Source organism: Pseudoalteromonas sp. 2CM39R (assembly GCF_023161845.1).
Genome location: NZ_JALNTM010000001.1, coordinates 332862 through 351084 on the forward strand (window position 1 = coordinate 332862; position 18223 = coordinate 351084).

Here is an 18223-nt window from a genome sequence, read left to right on the forward strand (position 1 = left end):
ATTTAGCCGCTGTTTTTCTTATATTTGAAGTCAATCGTGATTTTTCGCGCTAGAACGCAAAGCCATTGCCTGATCTTTAATTGCTTTTTATAGTGATAAAAATAACAAAAAAGGCAAAAAATTATGAAACCAACTCCACTATTTAAAAGCTTAGTGCTAGCAGTATGCTTAGGCGCAACAGGCGCCTCTCAAGCTTACGATCGAATCACTGGCCATAACTTTGCTAGTCGTTCTGAAGTCATCGCACAATCAGGTATGGTTGCAACATCACAGCCGTTAGCTACGCAAGTGGGCTTACAAGTATTAAAAGACGGTGGTAATGCCATTGATGCAGCTATTGCGGCAAATGCAGTGCTTGGTCTGGTTGAACCGACTGGGTGTGGAATTGGTGGCGATTTATTTGCCATTGTTTGGGATAACAAAAGCAAGCAACTTTACGGTTTAAATGCCTCTGGCCGTTCACCACAAAGCTTGTCTTTTGATACTTTAAAAGCACAAGGTGACTACATTCCTGCTTATGGGCCTTTGCCTGTGTCGGTACCTGGTGCTGTAGATGGTTGGTTTGAGTTACATAAAAAGTTTGGCAAAACACCAATGAAAGCCTTACTCCAACCTGCTATCGACTACGCTGAAAATGGCTTCCCTGTGTCTGAACTGATTGCCTATTATATGCAAAAAAGTGTGGCTGCTCGTGGTAAATACCCAGGCTTTAAAGATGTTTATATGCCTGATGGGGCAATGCCTGAAAAAGGAGAAATCTTTAAGAACCCTGCCCTTGCAAACACCTATCGCAAAATTGCCAAAGGCGGCCGCGATGCCTTTTACAAAGGCGATATTGCTAAAGAAATTGGTCGCTATATGAAAGAAAACGGCGGCTACTTATCGTATGAAGATTTAGCTGCCCACCATAGTGAATGGGTTAAGCCTGTGAGCGCCGATTATAGAGGATATACGCTTTGGGAATTGCCACCAAATGGCCAAGGTATTGCTGCACAGCAAATTCTGAATATTCTTGAAGGTTACGATATCAAAGCAATGGGTTTTGATAGCCCTGAATACGTACACACCTTTGTTGAAGCGAAAAAGCTCGCGTTTGCAGATCGTGCAAAGTATTACGCTGACCCAGCATTTAACACCATTCCCGTACAAACACTTATTTCGCAGCAATATGCTGATCAAAGACGTAAACTGATAGATCCTAACAAAGCCGCAAAACGTGACCACGCAGGCCCAGTAGAAGGTGATACCATTTATATGACCACCGCCGACAAAGACGGCAACATGGTTTCGCTTATTCAAAGTAATTACCGTGGCATGGGTTCAGGTATGACACCTGCAAAATTAGGCTTTGTATTGCAAAACCGTGGCGAAATGTTCGCCCTTAAAAAAGGCCACATGAACCAATATGAGCCAGGCAAACGACCGTTTCATACAATCATTCCTGCGTTTGTCACCAAAGATGGCAAGCCATATATGAGTTATGGCGTAATGGGCGGTGCCACACAGCCACAAATGCACGCTCAAATACTTATCAACATGATTGATTTTGGCATGAACCTACAAGAAGCCGGTGATGCACCGCGTATTCTGCACACAGGTTCTTCGCAGCCAACCGGTGAGATTATGGAAGACGGCGGTTTTGTTAGCTTAGAGTCAGGTTTTTCAATGGAAACCCGCCGTGAGTTAATGAAAAAAGGCCACACTTTACAAGACGCGGTTGGCCCATACGGTGGTTATCAAGCAATATTGAAAGACCCGAAAACCGGCGTTTATTACGGCGCATCAGAAACCCGCAAAGACGGACAGGCCGCGGGGTATTAGGCTCTCGGAATTTAAAAGAGCTGTCAGCTCGTAGGTTGGGTAGAGCGCAGCGAAACCCAACAAACTTAGGTAAAGTTAGCGAGTTATAAGGGGAAAGAGTAAAGGCGCTTTAAGCTGTAAGTCATAAGCTTTAAGTCGTTGATGCCTACTCGCTGCTGAGATGGATTAGTTACCGTAGGCGTGAAATTAATTTTGCGCGATGGTTCATGGCTCGCTAATTCCCAACCACATCCCCTGCAAATATGATGAAAATGAGCGTTGAGCCATTTTTCTGAATATCTTTAGTACCGATAAAAATCTATCGTTCGTAGGTTGGGTAGAGCGCAGCGAAACCCAACAAGTTGGCGAGTTTCAAGAGTAAAGTTAGCGAGCCTTGATGTAGCAGCGATCTTACATCGCTTAGGCGTGAAATTTATTTCACGCGATGGTTCATGGTTCGGTAACTCCCAACCACATACCCTGCAAATATGATAAAAATCAGCGCTGAGCCGTTTTTCTGAATATCTTTAGTACCGATAAAAAATTTATAGTTAGCAATGCATTACGTTATTTGTTAATAATAGAATTATTAAATATATGAGCGTGATACCGGAAGAAAGATGTGCGATGCGCGCGCTATTAAAGTCACATAGGAATCGCAGTGAAGTCTGAAATTGAAGCATGGATTAAGCAGATAAGTGATCGTCCCGAGGTTAAGGCAATAAACATAGGATTGTTTCAAGCTGGAAGTGTTTATCAAGCATATTTGATCGGTTCTTTTGAATACGATCCAGAAGATGATGATTGGGCATGTAGTGAAGATTATGTACCAGAATATAGGTATCTTGAGCTACCCGGTACAAGCGAACTTGGTTGGGAAACTTTATTAGATTTAGTTTCAAAGTCCATTTCTGAAATTATTGCTGACAACGCTGATAACATTCTTAATCATGTTCCTGTTGTTACTGTCGGGTTTGATGATGGAAATCTGATCAGGATTAAGTGACTTATAACAAACGTATGAATTCGTTACCTTCGGCCACTCGGACAAAAACACGGCGCTGCCTCGCAATTATAGCGCAGCACCTTCTCCTTTTATGGGGGAGTAGACATACTCTATGATTCAGGTTAATAAAAATAGAATCGAGATAAATGGAAATATTGTTGAATTGCCATACTCAATTTTGGAAGCCAAGGAATTAGACCAGAGCATTTTAGTTATTTTCGACTACATGGAGTTTTCCCAAAATTCCGTAGCACAAAATTTCCAATGTATAAATCTAGATGGCTCTGTTTTATGGGTAGCAGAAAACCCCACAACTCAGAGTTCAGATGCTTATGTTAACTTTACAAGTATAGATCTAAACGGTAATCAGGTTGTCGTAAATAATTTTGCAGGCTATACATGCACAATAGATCTAGCTGATGGTAAGTTACTAAAAGGTGTGTTTTCAAAGTAGCGCCTAACAAGTAACTAAGAAGAGCTCAAACGCTTGACTTGCGCTCGTTTGTCACTAATTTTAGCCCATATTTTCACCCGCAAATTGGGTGTTACATGCAAAGGATATTCATGCTCAGATTCTTAGTTTTAAGTTCTCTTTTAGTAACCTCAATTTATTCCACAGGGGTTCAAGCTGACTGCGATATCTCTGGTATTTGGAAACATTCAACTAAGCCAGCAAAATTGCTAGTCGACTTAAGTAAAGGCGAAATCTCTGTTCATTCTCATGATAACAATGCTAAAGCAGTCGGGTTAGTAGTTTTAAAAGGCCTTAAGTCTGGTTTAACTTCAGTAAATTGGGATGCAAAAATGTATAGTGCAACTCAAGATTCATTTGTCGATGTTCAAATAATATCTGAAGGTTGTAATCAACTAAGTGTTAACTTTAACGGTGAGGAGGTTTTAGCGCTTGCCAGATAAAAGTATGTTCAAAAAGTTAATGCAACGTGTTGAGACTAAACTAGCTATTAAAAACTCAATTAGCGTAAAAGTTAAAATTACGTATAAGATCATAGCTTCATTACTTTTTTGCGTTGCTTGCCTAACTTACGAAGATAATTCTATCGTATTCATTGCTTCAATAGTTGGGTTAATTGGAGTATGGATTTACATCCAAATACTTTATTACTTATTCACAGATAAAGATTAAAGTGCATATAAAAGCTTATTAATTAATGGATGTCTAAAGCTTGGTTGGCGCTCATTCTTAGCTAATTATAGCCAAGGATTTTGTGCTGCTTAACACGGCGTTATATATCAGGAAGAATAGTTTCCCAATTTTACTTATGCTGTTTATGTGTCAGGAGTTGTTGATTGCTAGAGTTTATTTCTGAAATTGGGAGCAGTTTTAAGTGGGTCTACCGTGGCTGGCTATATTTTCTATCGTCGTCATATCAGCAAAGAGTTCTCATTGAGTATTCAAAGCGTGGCGCAGTATGGAAGGTTTTTGACATTATTATGAGTGTCGTGTTTATGGGCTTAGAAATACTTCTAGTTTTGTATTTAACTAGGCAACTTTAGGCATTGTCATATAACAAACCACTTAAGCCGCTTGCAGGTTCGTTGGGGCAGTAACACATGGGGAGTGTCACTTCTCTCCGCATTTTAGCCAATCTTAATCTGCCCTCGATGCGGCGTTATCTCGATATAAATTTTACGCGAAACTCACCTAATACAAGCGACTTTTTAAAACGTACATGTTCAGAATTGAGTTGCTTGAATCAAGGCGAAAGCTGTTATTTAAGGCAAGATAAAGTTAGCAAGTTCAAAGAGTAAAGTTAGAGCCATCACGCGAAATAAATTTCACGCTTACGTGTTGTAGCTTTACTCTTTCCCCTTGAGTCTCGCTAACTTGTTGGGTTTCGCTCTGCTCTACACAATCTACAAAACATCACGCGAAATAAATGTCACGCCTACGTGATGTAACTTTACTCTTTCCACTTGTAGCTCGCTAACTTGTTGGTTTCAATATGAAAGCTGACAGCTCTAGTTACTCCTAACTCCCAACCACATACCCTGCAAAACCAAGCACTTTAAAATACTGTTTTGGGGTGCTGAAGCGGGTTTCATTCATTAACTCTGAAAAACGAATTCGGTCTAATGGGTAAAACTCGTGCTCTAGGTTGTGGCGCATGCGTTCTACGCCGACCTCGGTTAAACCTAACTGCGTACAAAGCTGTAGTTGAGATTCGCGCTCAAAAGCGGTTTCAGGGCGCATTAAATCGGCAATATATAAGTTGCTCGATTTTTTAAGTTTGCTGTGAATCGCTTTTAACAGCGTTTTTTTATCGCCATTATCTTTAACAAAGTGCATTACCAGTAAACACAGTGCAGCGTCACATTGAGTGTCGATGTCGTTGATATCACCGCAGTGTACTGTTACGCGATCGCTGATGTTATGCTGACCAAACTGTTGCTCGGCAATATCGAGCATGTCTTGTGAAATGTCTTGAGCAATAAATTGCCAGTTTGGTTTTAGCGCCGCTAATTCGATGATTTCTTTACCAGTTCCGGCACCAACCACTAAAATGCACGCATCATCGTTCAGCGTGGTTGCTAATTGGGCTGCGGTTGCTTGATGTAATAGCTCATAACCTGGAACTAGGCGCAAAATACGTTCGTCGTAGTGATTTGCTTCTTCGTGATTAAAAGTTGGCATGCTAATCCTTTAAATAACTGAGATGGTCGAATAACCACCTGGTTTTTTCGCTACATGCACTTGCGTGGCTACGCGTTCGGTCATTTCTGATACATGAGAAATAACCCCTACTTTGCGGCCTTGTGCTTGTAGTGAATCAAGAGCATCCATCGCGATGCTTAACGTTTCACTGTCCAACGTACCAAACCCTTCGTCGATAAACAAAGAGTTTATCTGTACTTTATTCGACGACAACGAAGCAAGCCCAAGCGCTAGTGCTAACGATACTAAAAATGACTCACCCCCCGATAATGTATTAACAGAGCGCTGCTCATCGGCCATGTCTTTATCGATAATTGCGATATCGAGCGTTTGCCCTATGGCTGTTAATTTGTAACGTTTATTTAGTGTCTGTAAGTGACTATTCGCGTAGTGCAGCAGTATTTTTAAAGTTTGTGTTTGCGCTAAATTACGCATGGTTTTGCCGCTGGCATCCCCGAGCACCTTATTGAGTAAATGCCAGTGCTCATAGCTTTTTTGCTGTTCAACCAATTGCTTTTGTTTATCAGCCAGCGCTTGGCTATTTTGTTGATGGGTTTTAAGCTCCGTCGCAACTTGTAATAGTGCATTATTCGCTTTTTCTTGCTGCTCTGTGGCTTGATTAAGCTGTAATTGCAGCTCATCTTCAGCGAGAGCTGGCTTTTCTTTTTGGTGCTGAGCCAGCGCCTGCTGTCGCTGTTTTAAAAGAGCCTCAGCGTCTTTTAAGCTGCTCTCGGCGGTGTGGTAATCTGCCAAAGTTTGTTTAATTTCAGCGGGGTTTATCGTTAATAGCTCACTAACTGCTTGCTCATCCAAGCTTGGGTGCTGCGCTTTAAAATCGTTAAACCACAGGCTAAATCGCTCATTAAGCGCTGCTTGCTCAGCGGTGAGCTCTTTTTCACGTTCTTCAATATTGGCGATTTGAATGGCTTGTTCGTCACGCGCCTTCACCGCATTACTATGGTTTGTCTGGGCAAGTTGCAGTGCCTGCTGCGCTGAATCTATCGCCTTTTCAAGCTCTGCTATAAACTCATCTACCGATATCGCCGCGTTACTAAATAAGCCCTCGCGCTTTGATTGTATCTGCGTTAATTCGTTTTGAGTTTGGCTTAGTTGCTCGTTGCACTGAGTTAAGGAGGTATGTGCTTCGTTTAGCTGCGGCGTTATATGTGCAAGGTGCTGCTCAATGGCTTTTAAGCTAGTTTTAAGCTCATCCGCCTTTTGCAGCGAAGCTTGATAAGCCTCAACGTGCTCTGCAATGTTCTCTAAAGAAATGCTTTGTGTATTGAGTGCCTGCCACCAAGGTGCACTGGTGAACTGTTGATTCAGTGTCGTATAGAGTTGCTGATGCTCATCATTGAGCTCGTTTAAACGTGTTTGCTGATTATTCAGCTGTTGCTGTAATTCGTTTAACTGCTGCTCTTTGCTATGTAGCGCTTGCCCTTGCTGATTATACTCAGTTTGCTTAGCCGCAAGCGTGTTTTGCAGCTGTTGTTGCTGCTCGAGGGTTTTGTAGTATTGCTGTTTTTGCAAGCTTAGCTGTTGCTGACGCTCGTTTAACTGATCTTCGGTTAAATCATTTAGCTCAGTACGATTAGCCGCCATGGTTTCTTTGAGGCTTTGTTGTTGCGCACTCAGATCAGAGATTTGCCCGCTTAACGAGCTTATCTGTTGGCTGCATGCCGCCAGCTCATTACTTTTAGCTTGCTGTAATGCTTGCTGAGCTTTTAAGTGCTGTTTGGCGTTAGTTAACTGGTTGGTAAAGTCGTTAATAAGTTGACTAAATTGCTCGTTTACCATTTCTTCATGCATAAACGGGTGCTCTTTTGAGCCACATACTGCACAAGGCTCCCCTGCCTTTAAAGTGGCGCGTAACTGGCTAACCCCTTCACTGGCTCTTAACTGCACTTGCTGTAAGTTTTGCTCACAAAACGAAACCTGCTGCTGTGCTTGCTCTGCACCTTGCTGCGCATCTTTTAATGCTGTTTGTAGTTGCTGCTCAGTTTGGCTTAATGTGTTTAGCTGGGTTTGCCAATTTTTTAACTGCTGATGATTAGTTTGCCATACTTGGCGCTTTTCAATCAGGTGTTTAATCGCCTCAAGCCCCGCATCAATATCCGCCATTGATTGGGTGTTTAAACTCGATTTAAAGGCGGTATCTTGATCAACTAAGCGCTTAATTTCTTGCTCAAGGGTCTGAAACAGGGTTTTGCACTGCTGCGCGGCTGTTTGCTGTTCATCAATTTTAGGTTGAAGAGCTTTTACGTTTTGCTGTGATTGGCTAATTGTGTGCTGTTGCTGGCTAAAGCGGCTTAACTCACTTTTAAAGAATGACCAGTCTTTTGCTAATGGTTGCCATTGTGCATGCGTTTCTAAATAGCTATTTATTTGTGCTTGTTGATCGAGCTGTTTTTGCTGCTCTGCTTTATGGCTATTTAGTGTATTAGTCAGCTCTTGATGATGGTGTTTCGATTTATCAGCTTGTACTTTTTGCGCCGCTGCTTGCTGGTTTAATACGGCAAGTTGCTTATCTAACTCTCGGGCCTGGCTGATAATAGGCTGCGCGTCTTTTTGTGCTTGCTTTGCTTGGTTTAGTTGTGCGGTTTGCTTCTCAAGCATTTGCTCAGCGTCTTTGATCAGTGTTTCATGATCAACGTTTAAAAGCTGCTCACGGTTTTTGATAAGCTGCCCATGTTGAGCTGTAATCGAAGTGACGCGTTCGCGGTTATCTCTTATTTCTAAGCATTGCTGAGCTTGTTTCGCTTCAGTGGCTTTTTCAGCAAGCGCGTGCATTTGTTGCTGTAACTCTTGCTTTGCTTGCTCTGCCTGGTTTAGCTGTTGTTGCTGCTGAGATGCTTGCTTGTACCACCCTTGGTACTGTTCAAATTTCTTTATTTGTTTTTGTAACTCAGCGAGTTTGGCCTCAAGCGCTTTTTGTTCTGCTTGTTTAGTTTCGACCTCTTCAGAGCTTAAAACTTGATAATTACTTAAACTTAACTTTAACTGCTCTAATATCTGCAATTGCTCATCGTGGCGCTTATAGATTCGCTTACCAATAAGGCTAAATTTATCGGTGCCAGTTAAGCATTCAAGTAGTTGCGCACGCTCATCTCCGGTTGCTTTTAAAAACGCAGCAAATTCATGTTGCGCAAGCAACACAGCGCGTGAGAACTGCTCAAAGCTCAAACCAATAATACGCTCGATTTCTTTACCTGCAGCACTCCTATCAGCGATTAGGGTTTCATCAGGTAATGAGTGCAGGCTATGTTGTGCAGGTTGTAACTTGCCATCGGCTTTATTACGCGCTCGGCTAAAGCTTAACCTTGCTCGGTACTGTTGTTTATCTTGGCCAATGAAGTCAACTTCGGCATAGCCCTGCCCTGCCCCGCGGCGTAATAAGTTTCGCGAGTCATTAAGTTTGATATTGTCGCCGTTAAAGTCAATTTTATTGCCTGTATCGCCGCGTAATCTTGCTGTTTTGTTATAAAGTGCTAAGCAAATGGCATCGAGTAATGTGCTTTTACCGGCGCCAGTATCACCGGTGATGGCAAACAAGCCTGCTTCTTTTAAAGGTGAAGCGCTAAAGTCGACTTCGGCGTCTAAGATAGAGGCTAGTTGATGAACACGAATCGCTAAAATTTTCATAGTAGGTCCTCTGCATTCAATTCATCGATCACTTGGCTTAGTAAGCTTTCTAATTCTTTTGGCACCGCCTGGCCTGCCATATCTTTATTGTTTGCAAACGCTTGCTCTAAAAGTGAATGTGGGTTTAGCGCTTCAATTTGCGAGACATCTTCAAATAGAGTTTGTTCATCGTCTTGCTGGTTGCTTTGTTGTCGCACCCTTTCAATACCACAAAACTTAACCTGCTTACCTTCAAGGGCTTGTTCTATTTGTTCTCTGAAAGTGGTGTCAGTGTCATGGGCGCTCAATTTAACCCGTAGGTATGGCGCTAAATCTTCATCCGTTAAATCGAGTTGTTTTATAAGCTCACAGAGTTCGTTCAGTGGCACACAGTCTTTTTCTGGTAGCAACATGACTTTACAAAAGCTAGGAATGTAAAGGGGGGTTACAGATGTACCTGAGTCACTAAGTTCGACTAACACAACTTGATGCTGATAGCGTCTTTCAGAAAATGACATCGGCATTGGCGTGCCGCTGTAGCGAATGGTCTCTTTCTTCGCGACGGTCTGAGCTTTATGAAGATGCCCTAGCGCAACATAATCAGGTTGATCAGTAAATATGCTTGCCGATATCGCATCTTCACCACCAATGACTAAATTGCGTTCAGAATCAGATGAAATGTCTCCACCTTTTGCATGCAGGTGGCCCATAGCAATTAATGGCGCGTTTGGTAATTCGCCTGCTGCTTGCAATGCATCTTTGTAGGCTAGGGCAACTGCTTGGTTGTAACTTAACGGTTGCTCTTGTTGGCGGTTATAACTGCTTAAATCACTGCTACGTAAAAATGGCATAGCAACAACATTCGCATCGCCATTTTTTGTACTGATTGGCAGTGCTACTTCATGAGGAGCGTTGCTATCAAAGCGGCCAACAACATGGGTATCAAACTGAGCCAATAAAGGTTTTGCTGCCATAATACGATTTGCTGAATCGTGGTTACCAGCAATAATCACTATGTGTAAGTCAGGGCAATGCTGCTTAGTGGTTTTAATAAATTGGTAGAGTTGGTTTTCTGCGCTGGCAGGTGGCGTTGCCGTATGATAAATGTCACCCGCAACCAGTAGTAAGTCGATCTGTTCTGACACAAGCGTATCGGTTAACCAAGCTAGAAATGCTTGATGCTCATCGAATCGGGAATGCTCGTAGAATTGTTGGCCTAAATGCCAATCAGATGTATGAAGGACTTTCATTAAACGCTCTTATTATTTATTAAGAGCGTCAATATACCTAAGCTGAGCCAAGATGCCCAGCCTGGTTTGTTAACTTAAGCTATACCAAGCAAAAACCACCATAGGCAATGCTAACAATGCCATTATCATAGGTACTTTAAGCGCTTTGGTTTGCTTAGCTTGTAAAATCTTAAGGGCATTTGTTTCATTACATGCCGCTACTTTGTCGATATAAAAATACCCTGAATCTAGGTACTGTTTACAATTTTGTTCGTCCGCTGGAATTGCAATTAGTTCTTGTTGTTTTTTTAGGATATAGAAATCCATACGCTCACCGAATTCTATGCTGATTACCAAACATTTTGGGGTTTAAAATGCATGCTTAGCAGACCCCAAAATCAAAAAAGTGGGCGATTTTAAATACAAATGGCAGTAAATTTCAATAGCAAATGTCGCAAAATTTAATTTATTGCAAAAATAATTGCAATTAAGGATAAAATTACCAGTGCAGTCGGGTAAATTAGCCACTTTTTAGACCCATTTACACTAGGGTTCGTGCGAGATAATGCATCTGACTCATCACAAGCTGCAATCACTTCGACAAATTCAAATCCGCGTTCTTTGTACTCGTTTAGAATTGATTCTTGAGCAGGAATGGCTGCTAAACGAGAGTCTTTTTTTACAATATAAAACTTCATCTAATCACCCTTTCATCATTAACTAGAATTTCAGTCGATTACCTTCTTTTTAACTGTAATACTTTGGGATGAATTAGTGCTGAACTAAAATTAACCAGTGTTTTGTAAAGGGGGTTTACAAGTTGATTTTTTAGTATTTAAAACCTGAATTTTATAGTGATTACTAAAGTATGGATATTAACTGATAAAAACCGCACTTTATCGTTATAATGTTGCATCTTTGTTTGCAGTTTGCGATCCTTTGTAAATGCATAAATCACAGGAATAACAATGAAAAAAGTAATCCTTACTTTCGGGGCTTTGGTATTGCCTTTAGCAGTATCTTCAGCTGTCATGGCATCATCTGTTGAGCAAACGAAAGGCTCATTCGTTGACAAATTTCGTCAGCTAGACGAAGCACTCCCAACTCCAAATGTTTACCGCAGTGCCGCTGGGGCACCCGCTGAAAATTATTGGCAACAGCAAGTAAACTACGACATCGATGTAAAGCTTGATGAAAAGAAACGCCGCTTAACAGCAAGCCAAACTATCGAATACAAAAATAACTCTCCGCACACGCTAAAGTACCTTTGGTTACAACTAGACCAAAATATCTTTAAATCTGACTCAATTGCTGAAATGACATCTACTTTCAATGGTAAAACATTGCAAGGTGACCCTCAGCCAAAATCAACTAAATTGAGCCTAGGTCAGTTACGTCGTCAGCAATTCATGGCCGACAACGAGCTGGGTTATCAAATCGCCAATGTTAAAGACGAAGACGGAAAAGAGCTTAAAGTTACTGTAGTAGATACCTTAATGCGTATCGACTTAAACGAGCCGCTTAAACCGGGTAAAGACGTTGAGTTCAGCATGGACTTCGCCTTTAACATTGTTGAAGAAGACGCTGTTGGCGCGCGTTCAGGCTATGAACACTTTGAAGAAGATGGTAACGATATTTTCTTATTAGCGCAGTGGTTCCCTCGTCTTGCTGCATACACTGATTATGAAGCCTGGACTAACAAAGCCTTCTTAGGTAGAGGTGAGTTTACGCTTGAGTTTGGTGATTATGATGTAGAAATTACAGTGCCTGCTGACCACATTGTATCGGCAACGGGGCAACTTGATAACGCTCGCAGTGTTTTAACCAGGACACAGCGTAAGCGTCTTGAACAAGCTGAAGATGCTAAGCGCCCTGTTTTCATCGTGACTGAAGAAGAAGCGTTAGAAAACGAGAAAGAAGGCACAGACAAAACAAAAACATGGCACTTCAAAGCAGAAAACGTACGTGACTTTGCGTGGGCTTCTTCACGTAAATTTATGTGGGATGCAAAAGGCTATCATCAAGGTGGTAAAGATCAGCCGTTAGTGATGGCGATGTCTTTCTACCCGAAAGAAGGTGGCGACCTGTGGAAGAAGTACTCTACAGAAGCGGTAGTTCATACAATGGAAGTGTATTCGCGCTTTTCGTTTGACTACCCTTACCCTGTGGCTCAGTCTGTAAATGGCCCTGTAGGTGGTATGGAATATCCAATGATCACTTTCAATGGTCCACGTACTGACCTACAAGACGACGGTACACGTACTTACTCACAAGCAGAAAAACGTTTCTTAATCGGCGTTGTTATCCACGAAGTAGGTCACATTTACTTCCCTATGGTGGTTAACTCTGATGAACGTCAATGGACGTGGATGGATGAAGGCCTCAACAGCTTCTTAGATGGCGTTGCTGGTCGTGAATGGGACCACACAATTCCTTGGGGTGTTGAACCTCGTGATATCGTTGCATACATGAAGTCTGAAAACCAAGTGCCTGTTATGACTCAGTCAGACAGCGTATTACGTTTAGGCCCTAATGCTTATACTAAGCCTGCTGCTGCACTTAACATTTTACGTGAAGTGATCCTTGGTCGTGAGTTATTCGACTTTGCATTCAAAGAATATGCACAGCGTTGGAAGTACAAGCGCCCTACTCCTGCAGATTTCTTCCGCACTATGGAAGAAGCGTCAGGTGTTGACCTTGATTGGTTCTGGCGTGGTTGGTTCTACACTACAGATCACGTTGATATCTCGTTAGACAAGGTTTACCAACTTCGTTTAGATACCAAAAACCCTGATATCGACTTTAATCGTTTACGTGATATCGAAGCTGACAAGCCAATGCCGTTATTCGTAAAACGTAATAAAGAAGAAGGCAAAAAGCTGTGGGTTGAAGAAAACCCAGACGTAACAGACTTCTACGACGAAAACGACCGCTTCACAGTAACTAACAAAGAGCGCAACGCGTATAACAAATTCCTTAAAGGTTTAGAGCCTTGGGAGCGTAAAACGTTTGAGCGTGCAATCAAAGAAGATAAAAACTACTACGTACTTGAGTTCTCAAACTTAGGTGGCTTAGTCATGCCTATCTTATTAGAGCTTACTTATGAAGATGGTACGAAAGAAGAGCAGTACATTCCAGCTGAAATCTGGCGTCGTAACCACAAGCATGTACAAAAGCTAATTGTTACAGAAAAAGGTAAAAACCTAGTGTCTGTAACAGTCGATCCACGCTGGGAAACAGCGGATGTTGATGTAGAAAACAACAACTACCCGCGTCGTATTATTCCATCACGCATTGAAGTGTACAAACGTGAGAAGAGTAAAGCGAAAGTTAGCCGCGATATCATGCAAGATATTAAAACTGAGCTGAAAAAAGACGACGAAAAAGATGCTGAGGAGCAACAATAATGCGCTTTTCAGCCATTATTTTTGCTTTATTACTGAGTGCGCCAAGCATGGCGCACCAGTTAAAAGCGTCTGTGACTACCGTGTTATTTAACAAGCGCACTAACAACATAGAGCTGATGCATCGTTTTTATTTACATGATACAGAACACGCCGTTGAACATTTGTTTGACGGCAATGCTGATATCTTAAGTAATAAAGAAGATCAAAAGCGTTTTGCTGATTATGTTGAGTCACATATTGCTCTACAAACTTTAGGTGGCAAACCACTTGAGCTTAAAGATGTGGGTGCGCAAGTTGATGGTAAATTCTTTTGGGTTTATCAAGAAGTCACGATACCTGAGGGAATTCATGGCATTCGTATGAGCAACGGAGCACTTCGTGACCTATGGCCAGCACAAGTGAATATGGTAAACATTGAAGGCAAAGGAAAGGTAAAAACATTGACCTTTAGCCAAGATGATACCTGGCTTGAGGCAAGGTTTGAGTCGGTCAATCCAGAGTAATTCCAATCCAAAAGGATTAAAAAAGTTCCTTTTTTAATCCTTTGATCCTTTAATTAACCCATTTCGTAAACTATCTTATTAATGGGCTTCAAAATTTTCCCAATTCTCATATACAGGGATTTATATGACTATCCATGACAACAATATCCGTGGTGTAATCTTTGACTTAGATGGTACTTTGGTTTCATCAGAGTTGGATTTTTCGCTTATCAAAGCGCAGGTGGGCTGTCCTGTTGAGAATGACTTACTTGCTTACATTGCATCATTACCTTCGCCTTACATGCGTGAAGAGGCGATGAACATAGTTCATCAGCATGAACTCATAGATGCACAACACGCTCATTTATTGCCAGGTGTTGCTGATGCAATTACTAGGCTTAAAGAAAATAACATCCCGATGGCGATTGTAACTCGTAACTACGACCGTGCAGCTGCTATTAAATTAAAGAATAACCCCTTACCAATAGAAACTGTGCTGACTCGCTCTGATGCGCCAGCTAAGCCTGATCCAAGTGCTTTAAATGCGATTGCGACATTATGGGAACTTGATCAATCAGAGTTACTTTATGTTGGCGATTACTTATTTGATATTCAGGCTGCGCATAATGCCAATATGCGTGCTTGCTTGTACGCGCCAGATGAAATTCCTGAGTATGCTAATCAAGCCGATTATGTAATGCATCATTTTTCAGAACTACCTACTTTGGTTGACTCATTCCAAGAGAATAAGGTGTTATGTTAAATAGCCTTGTTTTTAATTTTTCCTGAGATTAATTGTTAGTTTTTTATTTTTCAAAATGTCCTAGTACTAGCCCAAGCCGTCATGAGTTGCTAAAATATCGGCAATTATCAAATGTATTCATAGAGGCATAAGATGGGCAGAGCATTTGAAGTCCGCAAAAACGCCATGGCTAAAACAGCCAATGCAAAAACTAAAGTAAATTCTAAGTACGGAAAAGAAATCTACGTTGTTGCTAAAAATGGCGAACCAGATCCAGAAGTTAACCAAGCGCTAAAACGTATTATTGAGCGTGCAAAAAAAGACCAAGTTCCAGCACACGTAATCGATAATGCAATCAAAAAAGCCGCCGGTGGAGCAGGGGAAGACTATTCTCCTGCACGTTACGAAGGTTATGGCCCTGGTAACTGTATGGTAATTGTAGACTGTTTAACTGATAACCCTAACCGTACTATTAAAGATGTACGTTTACCGTTTACAAAAACAGATTCAAAAATTGGCACACCGGGTTGCGTTGCGCATATGTTCGATCACTTAGCTGTTTTAGGCTTTGAAGGTGATGACGACGAAGTTGTACTTGAAGCGCTAATGATGGCTGATGTAGACGTAACTGATGTAGAAGTAGAAGATGGCAAAGTGTCAGTTTTCGCTCCACATACTGAGTACTACAAAGCAAAAACTGCTCTTGAAGAAGCATTTGAAGGTATTAACTTTGAAGTAGACGAAATCACGTTTGTTCCACAAGTTCATACTGACATCACTGATCCAGATGATATCGCAAACTTTGAAAAGTTTATTTCTATGCTTGATGACTGTGATGACGTGCAAAACGTTTATCACAATGCGATTGTCAAAAACTAATTTTTAAAAAATTAGTACGTAAAAAGGGGCATTTGGTAACAAATGCCCCTTTTTTAATAGATTTTTATTATGTCATGAATGGTGGCTATTCACTGTCGTTATGATTTCAGTTGATATAAGTCAAAAAAAAAGCAGCCCTTGGGCTGCTATGAACGACACATGAAACTCGAAGGGGAGTTGTGTAGTGGCTAATTTAACGACTTATACTTAATACGGAACGCATGCAATAATGGTTCAGTATAGCCACTAGGTTGTTTAACTCCCTCTAATACAAGGGCTAGCGCCGCTTGATAAGCAACACTTTGTGCTAAGGTTTCGGTTGAATCAGCCATATTTTTGTAGGCCGGATCCCCTTCATTTTGTCCATCAACAACTTTCGCCATGCGTGCCATGGTTTTTCTAATTTGCTCTTCAGAACAAACACCATGATACAGCCAGTTGGCCATGTGCTGGCTTGAAATACGCAGTGTGGCACGGTCTTCCATTAAACCGACATGGTTGATGTCTGGTACTTTTGAGCAACCAATACCTTGGTCAATCCAACGCACAACATAACCTAAAATACCCTGTGCGTTGTTATCAAGTTCGGCTTGAATATCTTCTTTGCTTAAGCTGCTGGCATCTTTCATAAGTGGCGGAGTGAGTAAGCTGGTAAGGCTTGCTTCTTTGCGGTCCATAAGCGCTTTTTGACAAGCAAATACATCAATGTCGTGATAATGCATAGCATGCAGTGTTGCTGCAGTAGGAGAGGGCACCCACGCGGTATTTGCACCACTTTTAGGGTGACCACTTTTTTGTTCCATCATTAACGCCATTTTATCTGGCATTGGCCACATACCCTTACCAATCTGTGCTTTACCACTAAGGCCAGTTGCAAGACCAATATCTACGTTGCGGTCTTCGTATGCGCTGATCCAAGGCTCAAGTTTAATAGCGCCTTTTGGCAGTACTACACCTGCTTGCATTGAAGTATGAATTTCGTCACCGGTGCGGTCTAAGAAGCCGGTATTGATGAATACAACACGCTTTTTAGCTTCGAAAATACAGGCTTTTAAGTTAGCTGAAGTACGACGTTCTTCATCCATAATACCCATTTTAATGGTGTTTGCTGGTAAGCCTAACAGCTGCTCCACACGCGTAAATAGAGTATTTGTAAATGCCACTTCTTCTGGGCCATGCATTTTTGGTTTAACAATATTAATGCTATTAGCTGTTGAATTTTTAAGGCTGCTTGTACCTTTTAAGTCATGAAGTGCTGCAGTGCTGGTGATAATGGCATCCATAATGCCCTCAAACACGTCATTGCCTTCACTATCTTTGATAGCTGGGTTAGTCATTAAGTGGCCAACATTACGCACAAACATCATGCTACGGCCTTTTAGCGTGATTGTTTCACCACTTAAAGCTTGGTATTGGCGGTCTTGTGCTAAACGGCGTTCAATAGTTTTACCGCCTTTGTTAAATGCTTCTACAAGGTTTCCTTGCATTAAACCAAGCCAGTTTTGATAAACGTTTACTTTGTCTTCGGCATCAACGGCAGCAACAGAATCTTCACAGTCCATAATTGTTGTGAGGGCTGCTTCAAGTAGTACATCTTTAAGACCTGCTTTATCTGCTTGCCCGATTGGGTGATGATGGTCAATTTGCAGTTCTACATGTAAGCCATTATTTTTCAATAAGATAGCGCTTGGGTTTTGCGCTTCACCTTGGTAGCCAATAAGTTGTTCAGGGTTTGCTAAACGAACCTGACTACTGTCACGTAATGTGATTAAAAGCTCATTATTTACCACCGAATAGCTGGTGCTTTCGATGTGTGAGCCATTTGCTAAAGGCAATGCTTTATCGAGGAACTGGCGGGCATAAGCCATCACTTTAAAGCCACGTACAGGGTTGTATGTAGAGCCTTTCTCAGCGCCGTCGTCTTCACTTAACACATCAGTGCCGTATAGCGCATCATACAAAGAGCCCCAGCGTGCATTTGCTGCATTTAAGGCAAAGCGTGCATTGCTTACTGGCACAACAAGCTGCGGCCCTGCAGTGCTTGCGATTTCAGGCTCTACTTGGTCTGTTTCTATGCTGAAGCTAGCTGGCTCAGGAACGAGGTAGCCAATGTCTTCAAGGAATGCTTGATAGTTAGTTGCATCCCATACCGGCTGCTGCTTGTGGTAGTCATCAATCTTAGCTTGTAGTTGTTCGCGTTTTTCTAAAAGTGCACGATTGATTGGCGTTAGTTCATTGACGATATCAGCAAAACCTTGCCAAAAGGTGTCTGTGCTAATGCCTGTTCCAGGTAAAAGTTGCTGTTCAACAAACTGTGCAAGTTGTTGATCAACGCTTAAACCGTTAAGTGAGAGAGTGGTCATAATAATGTCCTTTAAACGAG

The 18223-nt window shown here is 41.7% G+C and carries 14 protein-coding genes; 8 read left to right on the forward strand and 6 right to left on the reverse strand.

Annotated elements, in window-relative coordinates; translation table 11 throughout:
- Window positions 1–123 precede the first annotated feature (123 nt).
- The 4 genes from ggt to MTF66_RS01570 all read left to right on the forward strand — a co-directional run bounded on the left by ggt (window position 124) and on the right by MTF66_RS01570 (window position 3721).
- A complete protein-coding gene (gene ggt / locus MTF66_RS01555) occupies window positions 124–1821 on the forward strand; it encodes a gamma-glutamyltransferase (protein WP_239963507.1) in 1698 nt (565 codons plus the stop codon).
- 640 nt (window positions 1822–2461) lie between these two features.
- Window positions 2462–2806, forward strand: a complete 345-nt coding sequence (locus tag MTF66_RS01560) for a hypothetical protein (protein WP_105173343.1) — start codon at window positions 2462–2464, stop codon at window positions 2804–2806.
- Window positions 2807–2918: 112 nt separating this feature from the next.
- Entirely contained in the window at window positions 2919–3260 is a 342-nt protein-coding gene (locus tag MTF66_RS01565) for a hypothetical protein (protein WP_248526106.1), read from the forward strand.
- 110 nt (window positions 3261–3370) lie between these two features.
- Window positions 3371–3721: a hypothetical protein gene (locus MTF66_RS01570; protein ID WP_248526107.1), complete on the forward strand. Its 351-nt coding sequence runs from the start codon at window positions 3371–3373 to the stop codon at window positions 3719–3721.
- Window positions 3722–4796: 1075 nt separating this feature from the next.
- Here the strand turns inward: MTF66_RS01570 and MTF66_RS01575 are convergent.
- From MTF66_RS01575 to MTF66_RS01595, 5 genes are all read right to left on the reverse strand, one after another.
- A complete protein-coding gene (locus tag MTF66_RS01575) occupies window positions 4797–5459 on the reverse strand; it encodes a class I SAM-dependent methyltransferase (protein ID WP_248526108.1) in 663 nt (220 codons plus the stop codon).
- A gap of 9 nt (window positions 5460–5468) precedes the next feature.
- A complete protein-coding gene (locus MTF66_RS01580) occupies window positions 5469–9122 on the reverse strand; it encodes an SbcC/MukB-like Walker B domain-containing protein (RefSeq protein ID WP_248526109.1) in 3654 nt (1217 codons plus the stop codon).
- On the reverse strand, window positions 9119–10351 hold the full coding sequence (locus MTF66_RS01585) for an exonuclease SbcCD subunit D C-terminal domain-containing protein (protein ID WP_248526110.1): 1233 nt from the start codon (window positions 10349–10351) through the stop codon (window positions 9119–9121). The genes MTF66_RS01580 and MTF66_RS01585 overlap by 4 nt, the downstream gene beginning before the upstream one ends.
- 69 nt (window positions 10352–10420) lie before the next feature.
- Window positions 10421–10657, reverse strand: coding sequence for a hypothetical protein (locus MTF66_RS01590; protein WP_054553375.1), 237 nt, complete (start codon window positions 10655–10657; stop codon window positions 10421–10423).
- A gap of 134 nt (window positions 10658–10791) precedes the next feature.
- Window positions 10792–11028, reverse strand: a complete 237-nt coding sequence (locus MTF66_RS01595) for a hypothetical protein (RefSeq protein ID WP_054563150.1) — start codon at window positions 11026–11028, stop codon at window positions 10792–10794.
- A gap of 270 nt (window positions 11029–11298) precedes the next feature.
- Here MTF66_RS01595 and MTF66_RS01600 point away from each other — a divergent pair, with 270 nt between their 5' ends.
- The 4 genes from MTF66_RS01600 to MTF66_RS01615 all read left to right on the forward strand — a co-directional run bounded on the left by MTF66_RS01600 (window position 11299) and on the right by MTF66_RS01615 (window position 15840).
- Window positions 11299–13737, forward strand: coding sequence for a M1 family metallopeptidase (locus MTF66_RS01600; protein ID WP_248526111.1), 2439 nt, complete (start codon window positions 11299–11301; stop codon window positions 13735–13737).
- Window positions 13737–14240, forward strand: a complete 504-nt coding sequence (locus MTF66_RS01605; RefSeq protein WP_248526112.1) for a DUF6702 family protein — start codon at window positions 13737–13739, stop codon at window positions 14238–14240. The genes MTF66_RS01600 and MTF66_RS01605 overlap by 1 nt, the downstream gene beginning before the upstream one ends.
- Window positions 14241–14364: 124 nt before the next feature.
- Window positions 14365–14982: an HAD family hydrolase gene (locus MTF66_RS01610; protein WP_054563153.1), complete on the forward strand. Its 618-nt coding sequence runs from the start codon at window positions 14365–14367 to the stop codon at window positions 14980–14982.
- Window positions 14983–15114: 132 nt separating this feature from the next.
- Entirely contained in the window at window positions 15115–15840 is a 726-nt protein-coding gene (locus MTF66_RS01615) for a YebC/PmpR family DNA-binding transcriptional regulator (protein ID WP_054553380.1), read from the forward strand.
- Between the two features lie 188 nt (window positions 15841–16028).
- Here the strand turns inward: MTF66_RS01615 and MTF66_RS01620 are convergent, their stop codons facing one another.
- Window positions 16029–18203 (reverse strand): malate synthase G, encoded by a 2175-nt coding sequence (locus MTF66_RS01620; RefSeq protein ID WP_282454001.1) that lies wholly within the window; start codon window positions 18201–18203, stop codon window positions 16029–16031.
- Between the last annotated feature and the right edge of the window lie 20 nt (window positions 18204–18223).

What these genes read in the sequence shown, in the direction of transcription:
- ggt (WP_239963507.1), top strand. Translation starts at nt 124, where the DNA reads ATGAAACCAACTCCACTATTTAAAAGCTTAGTGCTAGCAGTATGCTTA.
- MTF66_RS01565 (WP_248526106.1), top strand. Translation starts at nt 2,919, where the DNA reads ATGATTCAGGTTAATAAAAATAGAATCGAGATAAATGGAAATATTGTT.
- MTF66_RS01570 (WP_248526107.1), top strand. Translation starts at nt 3,371, where the DNA reads ATGCTCAGATTCTTAGTTTTAAGTTCTCTTTTAGTAACCTCAATTTAT.
- MTF66_RS01575 (WP_248526108.1), bottom strand. Translation starts at nt 5,459, where the DNA reads ATGCCAACTTTTAATCACGAAGAAGCAAATCACTACGACGAACGTATT.
- MTF66_RS01580 (WP_248526109.1), bottom strand. Translation starts at nt 9,122, where the DNA reads ATGAAAATTTTAGCGATTCGTGTTCATCAACTAGCCTCTATCTTAGAC.
- MTF66_RS01585 (WP_248526110.1), bottom strand. Translation starts at nt 10,351, where the DNA reads ATGAAAGTCCTTCATACATCTGATTGGCATTTAGGCCAACAATTCTAC.
- MTF66_RS01590 (WP_054553375.1), bottom strand. Translation starts at nt 10,657, where the DNA reads ATGGATTTCTATATCCTAAAAAAACAACAAGAACTAATTGCAATTCCA.
- MTF66_RS01595 (WP_054563150.1), bottom strand. Translation starts at nt 11,028, where the DNA reads ATGAAGTTTTATATTGTAAAAAAAGACTCTCGTTTAGCAGCCATTCCT.
- MTF66_RS01600 (WP_248526111.1), top strand. Translation starts at nt 11,299, where the DNA reads ATGAAAAAAGTAATCCTTACTTTCGGGGCTTTGGTATTGCCTTTAGCA.
- MTF66_RS01605 (WP_248526112.1), top strand. Translation starts at nt 13,737, where the DNA reads ATGCGCTTTTCAGCCATTATTTTTGCTTTATTACTGAGTGCGCCAAGC.
- MTF66_RS01610 (WP_054563153.1), top strand. Translation starts at nt 14,365, where the DNA reads ATGACTATCCATGACAACAATATCCGTGGTGTAATCTTTGACTTAGAT.
- MTF66_RS01615 (WP_054553380.1), top strand. Translation starts at nt 15,115, where the DNA reads ATGGGCAGAGCATTTGAAGTCCGCAAAAACGCCATGGCTAAAACAGCC.
- MTF66_RS01620 (WP_282454001.1), bottom strand. Translation starts at nt 18,203, where the DNA reads ATGACCACTCTCTCACTTAACGGTTTAAGCGTTGATCAACAACTTGCA.